At 61.3% G+C, this 14,443-nt stretch carries 10 protein-coding genes; 2 read left to right on the top strand and 8 right to left on the bottom strand.

The window, feature by feature from the left end; translation table 11 throughout:
- Position 1: 1 nt before the first annotated feature.
- The 3 genes from MDHKLMBL_RS07360 to MDHKLMBL_RS07350 are packed head-to-tail and all read right to left on the bottom strand — an operon-like array spanning position 2 to position 5,092.
- Entirely contained in the window at positions 2 to 685 is a 684-nt protein-coding gene (locus MDHKLMBL_RS07360; RefSeq protein ID WP_104270476.1) for an ABC transporter ATP-binding protein, read from the bottom strand.
- A 10-nt stretch (positions 686 to 695) separates the two neighbouring features.
- The gene (locus MDHKLMBL_RS07355; protein WP_104270475.1) at positions 696 to 3,857 is read right to left on the bottom strand and encodes an efflux RND transporter permease subunit; all 3,162 of its coding nucleotides are present in this window, start codon (positions 3,855 to 3,857) and stop codon (positions 696 to 698) included.
- Positions 3,854 to 5,092: an efflux RND transporter periplasmic adaptor subunit gene (locus tag MDHKLMBL_RS07350; protein ID WP_104270474.1), complete on the bottom strand. Its 1,239-nt coding sequence runs from the start codon at positions 5,090 to 5,092 to the stop codon at positions 3,854 to 3,856. The genes MDHKLMBL_RS07355 and MDHKLMBL_RS07350 overlap by 4 nt, the downstream gene beginning before the upstream one ends.
- A gap of 153 nt (positions 5,093 to 5,245) precedes the next feature.
- Between MDHKLMBL_RS07350 and MDHKLMBL_RS07345 the strand changes: the two genes are divergently transcribed.
- Entirely contained in the window at positions 5,246 to 5,695 is a 450-nt protein-coding gene (locus MDHKLMBL_RS07345) for a potassium channel family protein (RefSeq protein ID WP_104270473.1), read from the top strand.
- A 119-nt stretch (positions 5,696 to 5,814) separates the two neighbouring features.
- Entirely contained in the window at positions 5,815 to 6,870 is a 1,056-nt protein-coding gene (locus tag MDHKLMBL_RS07340; protein WP_104270472.1) for a GGDEF domain-containing protein, read from the top strand.
- A gap of 10 nt (positions 6,871 to 6,880) precedes the next feature.
- Here the strand turns inward: MDHKLMBL_RS07340 and MDHKLMBL_RS07335 are convergent, their stop codons facing one another.
- The 5 genes from MDHKLMBL_RS07335 to MDHKLMBL_RS07315 form a co-directional block, all read right to left on the bottom strand.
- Positions 6,881 to 10,111 carry an efflux RND transporter permease subunit gene (locus MDHKLMBL_RS07335; RefSeq protein ID WP_104270471.1) on the bottom strand — a complete coding sequence of 1,077 codons (3,231 nt, stop codon included), beginning with the start codon at positions 10,109 to 10,111 and terminating at the stop codon, positions 6,881 to 6,883.
- Positions 10,108 to 11,181, bottom strand: a complete 1,074-nt coding sequence (locus tag MDHKLMBL_RS07330) for an efflux RND transporter periplasmic adaptor subunit (RefSeq protein ID WP_104270470.1) — start codon at positions 11,179 to 11,181, stop codon at positions 10,108 to 10,110. Before MDHKLMBL_RS07330 ends, MDHKLMBL_RS07335 begins: the two co-directional genes overlap by 4 nt.
- 82 nt (positions 11,182 to 11,263) lie before the next feature.
- Positions 11,264 to 12,172 (bottom strand): carbamate kinase, encoded by a 909-nt coding sequence (arcC, locus tag MDHKLMBL_RS07325; protein WP_104270469.1) that lies wholly within the window; start codon positions 12,170 to 12,172, stop codon positions 11,264 to 11,266.
- A 1-nt stretch (position 12,173) separates the two neighbouring features.
- Positions 12,174 to 13,175, bottom strand: coding sequence for an ornithine carbamoyltransferase (locus MDHKLMBL_RS07320; protein ID WP_104270468.1), 1,002 nt, complete (start codon positions 13,173 to 13,175; stop codon positions 12,174 to 12,176).
- A gap of 18 nt (positions 13,176 to 13,193) precedes the next feature.
- On the bottom strand, positions 13,194 to 14,423 hold the full coding sequence (locus MDHKLMBL_RS07315) for an arginine deiminase (protein WP_104270467.1): 1,230 nt from the start codon (positions 14,421 to 14,423) through the stop codon (positions 13,194 to 13,196).
- Positions 14,424 to 14,443 lie beyond the last annotated feature (20 nt).

Here is a 14,443-nt window from a genome sequence, read left to right as displayed (position 1 = left end):
CTCAGGTTTCCGGGAGATGGCCCAGATCCAGGTGCTGGCTGCAGCGGGTCGCCAGTTCGGGATCGTGGGTGGCGAGGATCAGTCCGCAACCGTGACGGGCCTGCAGCTCGAAAAGCTGCCCGATCACCGCCTCGGCGGTATGCCGGTCAAGACTGCCGGTTGGTTCATCGGCAAGAATCAGGGCCGGCTTCATGGCAAAGACCATGGCAAGCGAGGCACGCTGGCGCTGCCCGCCGGACACCTGATCCGGAAAGCGGTCCGCAAGCTCGCCAATGCCCAGTCGCTCCAGCCAGTCCCGGCAATCGTCCTCGGGTTGACCGGCAAGCCGGGCCCGAAAACGCACATTGTCCAGCAGCGACAGGGCAGGCATCAGATTGGCTTCCTGGAACACCACACCGATCTGCTGTCGGCGAAGACCGCCCCAGCGCTCGTCAGCCTTGCTTGCAGCCTCCGTTGACCGGGCATCAAATGTTTCTCCGAGCACCTGAACAGTGCCTGAATCGGGCTTTTCCAGGCCGCACAGGATGTTCAACAGAGTGCTTTTTCCGGACCCCGAGCGACCTGTCAGCGCCAGCGATTCACCCGCTCCGAGTTGCAACGAGAAATCGGTAAGCACCGGCACCGGCTCATCGCCGCTGCGAAACTGCTTGTTCAGGCCTCGGGCCGATAGCAAAGAATCCACCATGCTTGTCCTGTCACTCGGGCGCCCCGATCGGCTCTGCCATCTCGCCATGCCGCCGTGCGCGCCATTCCCGGAATTGCTCCAGCCAAGAAAGCAAGGCAGGAACCACCAGCAACACCAGCAGGGTCGAAAGCCCCAGGCCAAACGCGATGGACGTGGCCATGGGAATCAGGAACTGGGCCTGCAGGGACGTCTCGAACAACAGGGGCAGAAGACCACCGATCGTTGTCAGCGATGTCAGCATCACTGCCCGAACCCGCTGTACCGCCGCTTCGTTGAGCGCATCCGTGATGTTCAGCCCTTTTTTCCGCTGCTGGTTATAGAAGGCTACGAGGATGATCGCGTTATTGACCACAATCCCGGACAGACCGAACAGGCCAAACAGGGAGAGAATGGTCAGCTGCAGCCCCATCAGCCAGTGGCCCAACAATGCGCCCACCAGGGCAAAGGGAATGATGGCCATGACAATCAGCGGCAGGCTCCAGGACGCAAACACCCAGGCCAGCACCACGTACATAAGCGCCAGACCGATAACCAGGCCGGTTTGCATATCACCCAGGGTTTCCCGCTGGTCGGCTGCCCGGCCCTCGAAGCTGTAACGCACGTTATAACGACTGGCGATGTCGGGGAGGGCCTCGGCCTCAAGGCTGGTGAGGATCTGATCGGTGGTGCTGACCCGGGTGTTCAGTCCGGACGTCACCTCGACAGCCAGTCGCCCTTCGGCGTGTCGCAGGGCCTGGAAACCCTGCCGGTGATCCAGGTTCATAACCTGGGTCAGGGGCACAAAACGACCGTCCGGAACCCGGATCGTGATACGAGGCAGGGTCGAAAGCCGCTCGCGCTGATCCTGTGGCAACTGTACACGAACTTCCACTTCATCCCGGCCATCCTGGTAGATCTGGGCAATACGGCCATCAAAGGCCGCCCGGAGCTGGCGACCCAGGTCCGACGTGGTCAGCCCCAACGCCTCACCATAGGCACTCACCTGGTAAATCAGCTGCTCCCGCCCCCAGGGCATGTCATCTTCCACATCAAGCACGCCAGGCAGCGTCGACAGCGCCTGCCCCAGTTCGTCGGCGGCCTGCTTGAGGCGTTCAGCGTTCTCACCGGTCAGCCGCACGTTGACGTCTCGGCCAGGAGGCCCGGCCTGGCGCTCGGAAATCGTCAGGTTGTCCAGCCCGGCGGGGGTCTCCAGCCGGCTGCGCCACTCGGTGATGAATTCCGGGTTACGCACCGAACGGCGGTCGGAAGGCACCAGTTCGATCATCATCGAGCCCAGTTCGTCACCACTTCGGGAGCTGCCCTCGGCGCCCTGAGTTGCACCCCGTGTCGTTACGGCGTGAAGGATGAAATCGCCACCCAGGGCTTCTTCAGTCTCATTGAGCGTCGTCTGCATCTGGGTCAGGAAATCATCCACCGTGCCGCGATCGGTCCCGGCCACAAAGCTTGCGTTGGCATAGAAAACCGAGGGCTCTGGTGTCGGGAAGAAGTTGAAACCCAGCCGACCGCCGGCCAGCAGGCCGATGGTCACGATGGCCAGGGCCAGGGCACTGGCGACCGTGGCGCCCCGATGCTGAAGAGTGTATCGGGAGAAGCGCCGGAACCGGCCTTCCCGGAACCGGTCGAAACGCTGTTCAAAGCCCTGCCGGAAACGTTCAATCGGGCCCGGCTTTTTCGGCTCCGACGCCGGAGATTTTTTCTTGCGCCGGGGTACAAAGGCATGGCGCAGGTGCGCGGGCAACACGATAAAACACTCAAGCAGCGAGGCGACCAGAACACAGATCATCACCAGTGGGATATCACCCAGGATATTGCCGATGACTCCGCCCACCACCAACAGGGGCATGAAGGCCGCAACGGTGGTTAACGACGAGGCCAGTACCGGCCAGACCATGCGCTTGGCCGCACCTTCCGAGGCATAAATAGACTCCTCCCCCATCCGGGCATGGGCATCGGCATCCTCGCCCACCACAATGGCATCGTCGACGATCACCCCCAGTGCCATGATCAGTGCAAACAGGGAAATCATGTTGATGGAACCACCGATCAGCCAGAGCACTGCCATGGCCGCCAGAAAGGCAGTGGGGATCCCGACGGCCACCCACAGGGCCACCCGACCCGGCAGAAACAGGTACAACAGACAGATCACCAGCACCAGACCGCCCAGACCGTTTTTCACCAGCAGGGAAATACGATCATCCAGCAGTTGCCAGGTCTCATCGTACACCTCCAGTTCCACCGTTGGCGGCAGCACCGGCCGAGTATCCGTCAGCCAGTTTTCCAGGACTTTGGCCGCTTCCAGCGAATTGCCGTTTTCCGATCGCTGCAACTGCAGCTCAACCGCCGGCTTGCCGTCCTTTTCCAGCGTTACCTGGCTCTCACGGGCCTCCTGACGAATGATGGCGACATCGCCAAGATGGAGCTGAACCCGCTCACCACTGAGCACCGGAATGTTTTCAAATTCCTGCGGGCTGCGTCGCTGCTCAACCGCGCGCAATTCCCGGGTGGCGTCCTGCTGCGCCATCATGCCGGCGGGCAGGTCGCGGGAAATGGCCGCCACACGTTCGGCTATCTGCTCCAGTGAAAGCCCCAGTGTCTCGAGCCGCTCCACCGGTACATCAATGCTGATCTGCTGTTCCGGCAGGCCCCGGATCGACACCCGGTCAATGCCGCGCTGGAGCAGTTCATCTTCAAACCGGTACGCCATCTGCCGCAACTCACTGCGATCGACATCCCCATAAACCAGCAACCGGGCCACCGGTTCATAACGCTCAATCCGGGTGACCTGGGGCTCCTCCGCCTCGGCCGGGAAGTTGGTGAATTCGTCCACCTGCTGGCGCACGTCATCCAGGGCCTGGATCGGGTTGGTGCCCTCCTCGAACTCAAGCGTGATGGACGAGACACTCTGGGCCGAGGTGGAGGTCATTTTCTTCAGACCATCGACGCTTCGCAGTCGCTGCTCAAGGGGGTTCGTGATGCCCTGCTCGACGTCCTCGGCGGAGGCCCCACTCCAGACCACGCGGACACTGACCACGTCCAGGGCAAAGGTCGGGAAAAACTGGATATTCATGCGGGTGAGTGCCAGTACGCCACCCAGTAGCATGACCAGCATCACCAGGTTGGCAGCGACCCGATGGTGAACAAAAAAACCGATGACGCCCTTTTTCCGCCTCATTGTGCCGAAGCTCCAAAATCCGCGACATCCACCTTGAGGCCGGTCACCGCATTGGGCAGGTGTGTGGTGATCAGTTGCGCGCCAGACACCAGGGCTTCGCCAGACACCAGAAGGCGACGCTCGCCATTGCTACCCCGGGCTTCGCCAATGCGCTCGATCCGGGCGCGCTCCATCCGGCCATCTGAGGACATCAGGTAGACGCTGTCGGCACCGTAGAGGGCGCTGAACGGAATCGACACGGTATTGCTGCGGGCGGCCCGCTCCAGGGTCACGGGCAACAGGCCCCCCGGCCGTATTCCCCCGGCCTCGCCCTCAAGTTCAAGAATGGCTTCAGTACCGGAGGCATCGCTGGTGCCGGCGAAGCGGGTGAGCCGGAACTGGTGCTGATCCCCCTCGCTGGTGGCCGTCAGGGTTTCCCCGCGGGCCAGCGCATCCAGGAGCTCGCCACGGAACATCTCCGGGACCCGGGCCCTGAGTTCAAGACCATCCACGGGATAGAGCGACAGCAGCGGTTCGTTTCGGCTTACCTGATCTCCCTCGGCAACCCGGATATCGGTCACCATGCCGTCGAAAGGCGCAACCATACGGGCTCGTTCGGCATCCCGCCGCGTGCTGAGCTGGTTTGCCTCGGCCTGGGCCAATTTTGCTTCGAGGCTCTGCAGCCGAGCCGGGTGCTCTTCAATCGCGCGCTGCCGGGTATTCACCGTCAGCTCGGCTCGTGCGGCAGCATCGGTAGCCGCCTCCAGCGCTTCGCGGGAGGCCAGGTTCCGGCTAACCAGCGATCTGGTGCGCTCGAGCTGTCGGCGGGCGTTCTCGAGAATCGCCTGCTCGCTGGCCAGCGCTGCCTGGTCATTCCGATAGCGCACCTGCTCCGATCGGATCTGGGCTTTCAGATCGTTTACCTGAGCCTCGGCCTGAGCCAGGGCGGGTTGGATATCGGCCTCATCCAGAGCCACCAGAAGCTCTCCCTCACTGACACGCTGCCCCTCCGTTACCGGTCTGGCACCGATACGGCCCGCCAGGGTAGCGGTTACCGTCAGTTGCTCAGGCGCAAGAACCTCTCCGTAAAGGGGCAAAACCGGCGTGTGGGTTCCCGGCTCAACCTGCTGAACCTGAACACGCCAACTCCGCTCGGTGGCACTGACCTCTGCAGGCTCCGGGCGTGTCATCTTGAGAATCATGAAACCGGCGATACCGACGGCGAGAATCAATACGGGAATGAGTCGTTTGGACATTACTTGCTGGCCAGCTAAGGTAAAAAAAGCCCGTCGGGCTGTTAGGTTCAGACTACTATACAATCAAGGCTCGTTTTCGGATCGGACAAGCCTGGGTCCTGCGTCAATTTTACGCGGTGTATCCTCCATTCATGGCAACGGAGAGTATCTGTCTTGGCAGTAGAACATCATGTCAATCTCCTGAACGCAACGCTGATCAACGGGTTGATCGTTGCCGTCGTGGTCCTGATCCACCACGAAGTACTGATTAATTTGAGTGGACTCCTGTCGAAAATGCGGCAGAGCCATCGGTTCCGGTCGATTGCCGCCGTATTCGGCGTTCTCGCCGCACACACCCTGCAAGTCTGGATCTTTGCCGGTGCTTTTTATCTCATGCACCATGCCGAGGGCTGGGGCGAACTTGGCGGCAATTTCAGCGGCAGCATCCTGGACTGCGTCTACTTCTCCTTCACCACATTTACCACCGTCGGCTACGGGGATGTCGAACCCTTTGGCATCCTGCGTTTCCTCACCGGCATAGAAGCGCTTTCCGGGCTGGTTCTGATCACCTGGAGCGCCTCCTTCTTGTTCGTGGAAATGCAGCGTTACTGGCCCACCCGCTAGACTTTAGTCTAAGATCGACGGTTACTTTGCATTGATTCTGATCTAATACCCGGATCTTGCGGCATGTGCACTATCTTTGTACATATCGCCCCAGAGCGCCGGACATTCAGACCAGACCCATGGAAAGCTACAGGGAATCACAGAAGCACCTTGCCCGTCCTTACCGCAAAGCGGTACTGAAGACGCTGCTGATCTTTACCGCCATCAGCGGCCTGCTGTTTTTTACCCTCAACGTCCAGAGAGAGAATTACCCCCTGGCCTTTGCCGAGCTTGGCATGGCCTGCTACTCGGTTTTCATCCTCTGGGCCATTGGCAACACGAGACACCTGGAACGCTGGATTCTCGCCTTTATCCTGCCGTTCTGCATCACCATGATGTTCGCACTCACATCACCCCGGGCAACCACCACGGTCTTCGCCTGGGTCCTGTTGATTCCCATCCTTTCCCACCTTCTGATGGGCCGGCGCCTGGGCCTGCTGGTATCTGCCGTGTTCATGGGCACGGCAGCCGTGATCTTCTTTTTCAAATACCAGGATGCTCCGGACATGATACAGCCCCTTCCTATTGCCAATATGGGGCTGATGTCACTGACCATCCTCGCGTTCTCTCACATTTACGAGATCACTCGGGAGCAATCCGAATCACGCCTGCTTAAAATGGCCCAAACTGACGCACTGACCGGCCTCGCCAACCGGGCGCGCCTCAGCGATGTGTTTGAACAGGAGCGCAAACGCAGCCTCCGTAACGGAACCCCACTATCCGTGCTGGTACTGGATCTGGACCATTTCAAACAGGTCAATGATCAGCATGGTCACGAGGCCGGAGACCTGGCGCTCAGGCATGTCGCCAGCACCCTGCGCGCTTCGCTCAGAGCAACCGATCTGGCTACCCGGCTGGGTGGCGAGGAGTTCGCCATTCTGCTCACCAACACCACCGCAGACCAGGCTCATCGGGTGGCAGACAAGATCCGGGGTGCGATTGAATCTCACCCCGTGCCCTATCAGGACCAATCCATTGGCCTGACTATCAGCGGCGGCATTGCCCAGTTTGGTCCGGACGGTGGCGATCTGCGCAGCCTGATCGGCCGGGCCGACCAGCACCTCTATCACGCCAAGGATTCCGGACGTAACCGCATCATCAGCTCCGACAGCGCCCTGGTTCCCTGCCAGGCGTAATCAATTTAGCTCACACCCACTTGCAACGCGCCAGTGTGTAATAAAGTAGTGGCACCACCAGAACGGTCAACAAGGTGGACATGGCCAGGCCAAATACCAGCGATATCGCCAGGCCGTTAAAAATCGGATCGTTCAGAATAAAGTAAGCACCCACCATCGCCGAGATCGCCGTCAACGCGATGGGTTTGATGCGCACCGCGCCCGCCAGAACCACCGCCTCATCAAGCTCGACACCCTCCTCAATCAGCTGCCGGATAAACACCACCAGCAGGATCGAGTTGCGCACGATGATCCCGGCCAGGGCAATCATGCCAATCATGCTGGTGGCCGTGAACTCGCGCCCCAGCAGCGCATGGCCGGGCATGATGCCGATCAGGGTCAGCGGGATGGGCGCCATGATCACCAGCGGCAGAATATAGGAACGGAACTGCGCCACCAGCAGAACGAAGATCATGAACACACCCACGCTGTAAGCCGCGCCCATGTCCCTGAAGGTTTCGTAGGTGATCTGCCATTCGCCGTCCCATTTGAGCGTGCCCTTTTCCGGCAATGGGGGCTGGTCGATGAAATACTGCTCCGGGGCCCCCGCTTGCTGGTTCAGGCGCTCGACCATGGCAAACATGCCGTACAGCGGCGAATCGATCTCCCCCGCCATGTCTGCTGTCACGTAGGTTACCGGTAGCAGATCCTTGTGGTAGATCGCCCCCATCCAGTCGGCTTCGCGTACGCCCGCAATGCTTGCCAGAGGAACCAGTGCGCCGCTGCGACTCCGCACCTTCAGCGATAACAGCACCGATGGCTGGGCCTTGTCGCCTTCACCCAGAATCACCCGTATCGGAACAGGGTATTTGGCATGATCATCATGCAGGAAGCTGACCCCGGTTCCCCCCAGGACGGTCTGCAGGGCACCGACCACCTGGGCCTGGGAAACACCGAGCCGTGCCGCACGGTCCCGATCCACCACCACTTCCCACTGCCGTGTGGGTGCCTCCAGGGTGGTGTCGATATCCACCAGGCCATCGACGCTGGTCATGCCTTCGGCCACTTGCCGGGCCAGCTCTGCCCGGCGGGTTTCAACCACCGCATAAATCTCGGCCACCACGGGTGACAGTACCGGCGGCCCGGGCGGCACCTCGACGATTTTCACACTGGCTCCGTACCGGTCACCGATTTCGGTCAGTGGGTCCCGGAGGGATTGTGCAATCGTATGGGACGACCGGTCCCGACTCTCTTCATCCATGAGATTGATCTGTATATCCCCGTGGTAGGGATCGCCACGCAGGTAATACTGCCGCACCAGGCCATTGAAATTGATGGGTGAGGCGGTGCCGGCGTAGGTTTGCCAGTTGGCCACTTCGTCCACCGTTTCCAGGTAGCTGCCCATATCCAGCAACACCCGCTGGGTCTGTTCCATGGGCGTGCGCTCGGGCATGTCGACCACAACCTGAAGTTCCGACTTGTTGTCGAAGGGCAGCATCTTCAGGATCACCGCCTGAAACACCGGCAATGACGAAGCCACGAGGGTAAGACCCACCACCCCCAGTGCCAGCAAACGGCGGCGCCAGGGATGATCACCCAGAAATGGCCCGAGCATGGTCCGGAAAATTCGCAGGGATAACGGGCTGACGCCATCCGCAGAGCTGGACGCCTCCTCGGCTTCGGCAGCCTGTTCCCCCTTCTTGTGTTTAAGAAGCCTGAAGGCCAGCCAGGGGGCCACCACGAAGGCGACAATCTGGGACAGCACCATACCCGCGGAGGCATTGATCGGAATCGGGCTCATGTAGGGGCCCATCAGGCCACTGACAAACGCCATCGGAATCAGCGCCGCCATGATGGTGAGACTGGCCATGATGGTAGGCGTGCCCACTTCATCCACGGCCACCGGGATGATGTCCTTGACCGCACGACGGGAGTTCTGGATCCGGCGATTGATGTTCTCGGTGATGACGATGCCGTCGTCCACCAGGATGCCGATGGAGAATATCAGCGCGAACAGGGACACCCGGTTCAAGGTAAATCCCCATGCCCAGGAGAACACCAGGGTCAGCAGCAGAGTAATCAGAACCGCGATGCCGACAATCACGGCCTGGCGCCAGCCCATGGCCGCCAGCACCAGCAGCACAACGCACAAAGTGGCGGAGATCAGATCGGTAATCAGTTTGCGGGCTTTCTGGGAGGCGGTTACGCCATAGTCCCGGGTGACCAGCACTTCCACCGATTCCGGCAGGGCCCGGTTGCGCAGCTGGTCCAGACGCTCTTCAATGGCCGTGGTGATATTGATGGCGTTCTCGCCCGGCTTCTTGGCGATGGCCAGGGTAACTGCCGGATAAACCTCGCCGGGCTGGCCAGCCACGCCGGCTTCCCGGGCCGGCCCGAATCCGGTCATTACACTCTGGTCCGCCACGGTGCCTCCCCGGCGGACCTGCGCCACGTCCTCCAGGTACACCGCGGAGCCATTGTGCATGCCCACAACAAGGCGCCGGACATCCTCCACGGTTTCCAGCAGCGTTCCGGCCTGGACCGGTATCGACAGGTTGTCCCGGGCAATCCGTGCCTCCTGGCTGCTGGTGTTGGCCGCCATCAGGGCGTTCCGGATGTCATCGATGGTGAGGTTGAACCCCGCCAGCAACGCCGGATCGAACCGGATATCGACCCGATCCGGGATCCCGCCGGTGGTATAGACATCCCGGGTGCCGGGGACCCGTTTCAGGGCGACTTCCAGCATGTGCGCCAGGCGAGTCAGTTCCTCCCCCGTATGCCCGTTGACCGGATCGTAGAGAGTGAGTGTCATCACCGGGACATCATCAATGCCCTTGGGCTTGACCACCGGCTGGGCAGCGCCCAGGTTGGGCGACAACCAGTCCTGGTTGGAATACACCTGATTGTAGAGCCTGACCAGGGCTTCCTGCCGCGGGATGCCCACCTCGAACTGCACCGTGATCACCGCCTGGCCCTGGCGGGACACGGAATAGACATGCTCGACGCCCTTGATCTCGCTCATCACCTGTTCTGCCGGCGTGGCGATCGCGCTTTCCACCTCCCGGGTGCTGGCGCCCGGAAACGCCACCATGATATCGGCCATGGTGACGTCAATCTGGGGTTCTTCCTCTTTGGGTGTGACCACCACAGCCAGCACGCCAAGAATGATCGCCAGAATGGCCAGCAACGGTGTCAGGTGGTTGTCCTGGAAGACTCGGGCAATGGCGCCGGAGGGGCCAACGGGCGGCAAATCACGGCTCACGGGCTCGACTCCTCGCCCGTTCTTTCAAGCGGATTCAGGCGCTCGCTGCCCACCAGGACAGACGGGTTTGTGACTACCCGCTCGCCCTCGCTCAGGCCCGCAAGAATCTCCAGCCGGCCATTGTCCCGCACCCCGGTGCGAACCTGCCTCAGCCTGGGCTGATCCTGATCATCGAGCACAAATACCGCCCGGAGCTCGCTGCGTTGAATCAGGCTGCTGAACGGGACCCACAGGGTCTCGCGGCTGGCAACCGGCACACTGACCTTCACCAGCATGCCGGGAAACAGCGAGCCATTGGGCTCACTCAGCCGCATCCGCAGACGGAAGGTGTGAGTTTGCGGATCGGCATAGGGGTAGAAGGTCATCTCACCGGTTTCCAGCACCCGGCCATCAGCCAGGGTGACCTGGGCCTGACGCTCCATGCGGGCCAGTTCGGCATACTTCTGGGGTAGATCCACCACAACCCGGAGCTGCTCCAGGGACAAGCCGCTGAGCAGCGGCTGGCCGGGGTTGACCGCTTCTCCGACTTCGACATGCCGTTCGGTAAGAATGCCACCGTAGGGTGCCAGCACACGGGTATAGGAGAGTTGCTCCTGCGCCTCGGAAACCGAAGCCCGGGCGCGCTCGACCCGGGCCCTGGCAGCGGCAAGGTTGTTGCGGGCCTGGTCGAATTCCTGCCGGGACACAAGGCCACGCTCGTGTACCGTTTCAATACGCTCAAAGCGCTGCCCAGCATCCGCCAATGCCGCCTCGGCCTCCTCAAGCCCGGCCTCGGCCTGGCGCAGACGGGACCGCTGTTCACTGTCCTCCAGCTGGACAATCAGGTCGCCGGCAGCCACGGAATCATCCACATCAAAGGGCAGGCTCTGGACGGTGCCGCTGGTCTGGGCCGAGACGGTACTCTGCTGTACGGCTTCGATGACGCCATCGAGGTGCACGGTTTCGTGCAGCTCGCTGCGCTCGACGACCGCAGTCGTCGCCGGTCGGGAAGGCGACGCCTGCTGTCCGAGCGCCGCCTGGGCCAGCAGGCCGAGAGTTACAAGCAATCCTGCGGCAGCCATTCGCCCCATGAGGCACCTCCGGAAAATTCTGGTTATTACCTAATAACAAAAGATTATCAGAATCTGCACCCGGAAAACACGGAAGGAACAGCTAGCCGGCCGATACGCGAGTGCCCGCCGATCCCTCAAGTATAGCCACGGCATCCTGGAGGCGCCCGATGCCGCTGATCCCGCCAGCCTGGGCAAAATCGCAGGCGGCCTGCAGTTTCGGACCCATGGAGCCGGCAGGCATCTCCAGGGCCCGTGCCTCTGACACTGTCAATTCCGAAAGCGCCGTCGACCGGTCGGTCCCGAAATCCCGGTAAACCGCCTCAACATCCGTTAGCAGGAGCAACGCCTCCGCACCCAGTTGCCTGGCCAACAAGGCACTGGCGGCATCCTTGTCGATGACCGCCTCAATGCCGACCATGCTGCCGTCGTCCCTGCGCAGCACCGGTATTCCGCCACCCCCGGCACACACCACAACCACGCCCTGGTCGAGCAGCAACTTCAGTACGCGCATGTCCGGTATTTCCAGGGGCTTAGGAGAAGGCACCACCCGGCGCCATTTGTCGCCGTCCGGCGCAATGCTCCAGCCCGCAGCGGCTGCCCGGCGCTCTGCCTCTTCCCGGTCATAGACCGGGCCCACAAACTTGGTCGGCTTTTCAAAAGCCGGGTCTCTGGGATCCACCACGACCTGAGTCAGCAAGGTTGCGACAGGCCGGTCATGTCCCAGGGCGTTCTCCAGCTCCTGTTCGATCATGTAGCCGATCATGCCCTCGGTTTCCGCTCCCAGGACATCCAGCGGGTAAGCCTCATCCGGTTTGTAGGAAGCGCCCTGTAAAGCCAGCAGCCCCACCTGGGGCCCGTTGCCATGGGTAACCACCAGATCGTGGCCGGCCCGGACAACTGCGGCCAGAGATCGGGCCGCAATCTGCACATTGTTGCGCTGAACCTCCGCAGTCAGCGGCTCCCCGCGTTTCAGGAGGGCATTTCCCCCCAACGCTGCCACAACCAGCATGTCAGCCTCCCAGGGTCGCCACGAGGACGGCCTTGATGGTATGCATGCGGTTCTCGGCCTGATCGAAAACAATCGAAGCGGGGCTTTCGAAAACCTCTTCAGTCACCTCCATGGCGTCAATGCCATAGGTCTCCTGAATCTCCTTGCCCACCACGGTTTCGGTGTTGTGAAAGGCCGGCAGACAGTGCATGAAACGCGCCCGTGGATTGCCGGTCTTGGCCATCAAGGCCGCATTCACCTGGTAAGGCATCAGCAGTTTGATCCGTTCGGCCCATTTTTCCTTTGGCTCGCCCATCGAGACCCAGACATCGGTATACACGAAATCGACTCCCGCAACGGCGGCGTCAACATCCTCCGTGATGGTGATGCGGGCTCCGGTTTCAGCCGCCAGCGCCTGGGCCTCTTCCTGAACGGCCTGGCCAGGCCAGCAGGCTTTTGGTGCGCACAAGCGCACGTCCATGCCCATCTTGGCGCCACCAATCAGCAGGCTGTCGCCCATGTTGTTGGCGGCATCGCCAATGAACACGTAGGCCACATCCCGCAACGGCTTTTCCACATGCTCCTGCATGGTCAGGAAATCCGCCAGTATCTGGGTGGGGTGAAATTCATTGGTGAGCCCGTTGTAGACCGGCACGCCGGCGTACTGTGCCAGCTCTTCCACAACCGATTGTCCGAACCCCCGATACTCAATGGCATCGTAAACCCGGCCAAGAACCCGGGCGGTGTCCTTAACCGATTCCTTATGGCCAATGTGGGTTCCGGTCGGCCCCAGGTAGGTTACCCGCGCCCCCTGGTCGAAGGCAGCAACTTCAAACCCGACCCGGGTCCGCGTGGAATTCTTCTCGAAGATCAGGGCGATGTCCTTGCCTTCGAGCTTGGGCACTTCGGTGCCCGCGTACTTGGCCGTCTTCAGATCCGCAGACAGCTTCAGCAAAAAAGCGATTTCCCTGGGGCTGAAATCCCGCAGGGTAAGGAAGTGTCGGTTCTTGAGATTGAATGCCATAGCGTTTCTCCCTGGCTGTCAGATAGCGTCCCGGATGGTCGGGCAACTCATGCACCGACCGCCGCCCCGGCCACGGCCCAGCTCGGCGCCGGGTATTGCCAGAACTTCGATGCCCGCCGCCGAAAGCGCCGCGTTGGTATCGTCGTTGCGGTCGTAACCGACAACAACACCCGGGCTCAGGGCCAGCACATTGTTGCCGTCGTTCCACTGCTCCCGCTCGCGCTCTTCCGGCGTGTCACCGCCGGTTGGCACGACCTCCAGGGCCGGGTAACCGAGAATCTCCGCGACCACCTCAAACAGATGCCGCGAGTCCTGATTGAACGCCAGTGTTTTTGCTCCCTCACCGGGGCGCAGGTCGTAGCAGATCACGGCATCCGCCACTTCCTTGAAGGCAGTGACCACGTTGCCACCACAGAAGGTAAACACGGTGTCCAGGTGCATGGCCGACCGGGTTTTGGGCAGTTGACAGGCGATTACCCGATCCACCATTCCGCCATCAAAGAGTGCTTTTGACAGTTGCCCGATGGCCTGGGGAGAGGATCGCTCGCCCATGCCTACCAGAACCGTTCTGTTCCCCAGCGGCATGATGTCCCCACCCTCCAGGGTTGCCAGTCCATGATCTTCCAGAGGATCGCCCCAGTGCACGTTCACCTTGCCGGCGAATTTCGGGTGGAATCGGTAGATAGCGGCCATCAGCAGGGTCTCAGGCTTGCGGGCAACCCAATACATCGGGTTGAGAGTAACCCCGCCATACACCCAGGCGCTGTTATCCCGGGTGAACAGGAAGTTGGGCAGCGGCGGCAGCACGAATCCGAAACGCCCGAGGTGGTTGCCGAACAGTCCAACGGGATCGAATGGCAGATCCCCCACCTCCAGACCACCAATCAGGAATTCGGCGAGCGCCTTTTCGGGCAGTTCATCCATCCAGGCGCGCAGGTCCGACACCATGCCCACGCCGATGTGGTTCCAGTTGATCCGGTGATCGAGAATCCAGGCACGTCCCTCGGGATTGGCCAGCGTTTCCGCCAGCAACTCGTTGACATCCAGCACCTCCACGCCCCGACCACGCATCACGCTGGCAAACACGTCATGATCTTTCTGGGCCTGCTTGACCCAGAACACATCATCGAACAACAGGGCATCGCAGTTGGACGGCGTCAACCGCCGGTGCGCCAGCCCCGGCCGGCAGATGATGACCTGGCGCAGAGTCCCGGTCTCAGAGTGCACTCCAAGTGTTTGTTCAGACATGACAAAACTCCTTTTGTCGC

The sequence above is a fragment of the Marinobacter flavimaris genome, from assembly GCF_002933295.1.
GTDB classification, from domain to species: domain Bacteria; phylum Pseudomonadota; class Gammaproteobacteria; order Pseudomonadales; family Oleiphilaceae; genus Marinobacter; species Marinobacter flavimaris.
Note: the sequence above shows the minus strand (reverse complement) of the source record. Positions and strands in the feature narration are given on the sequence as shown.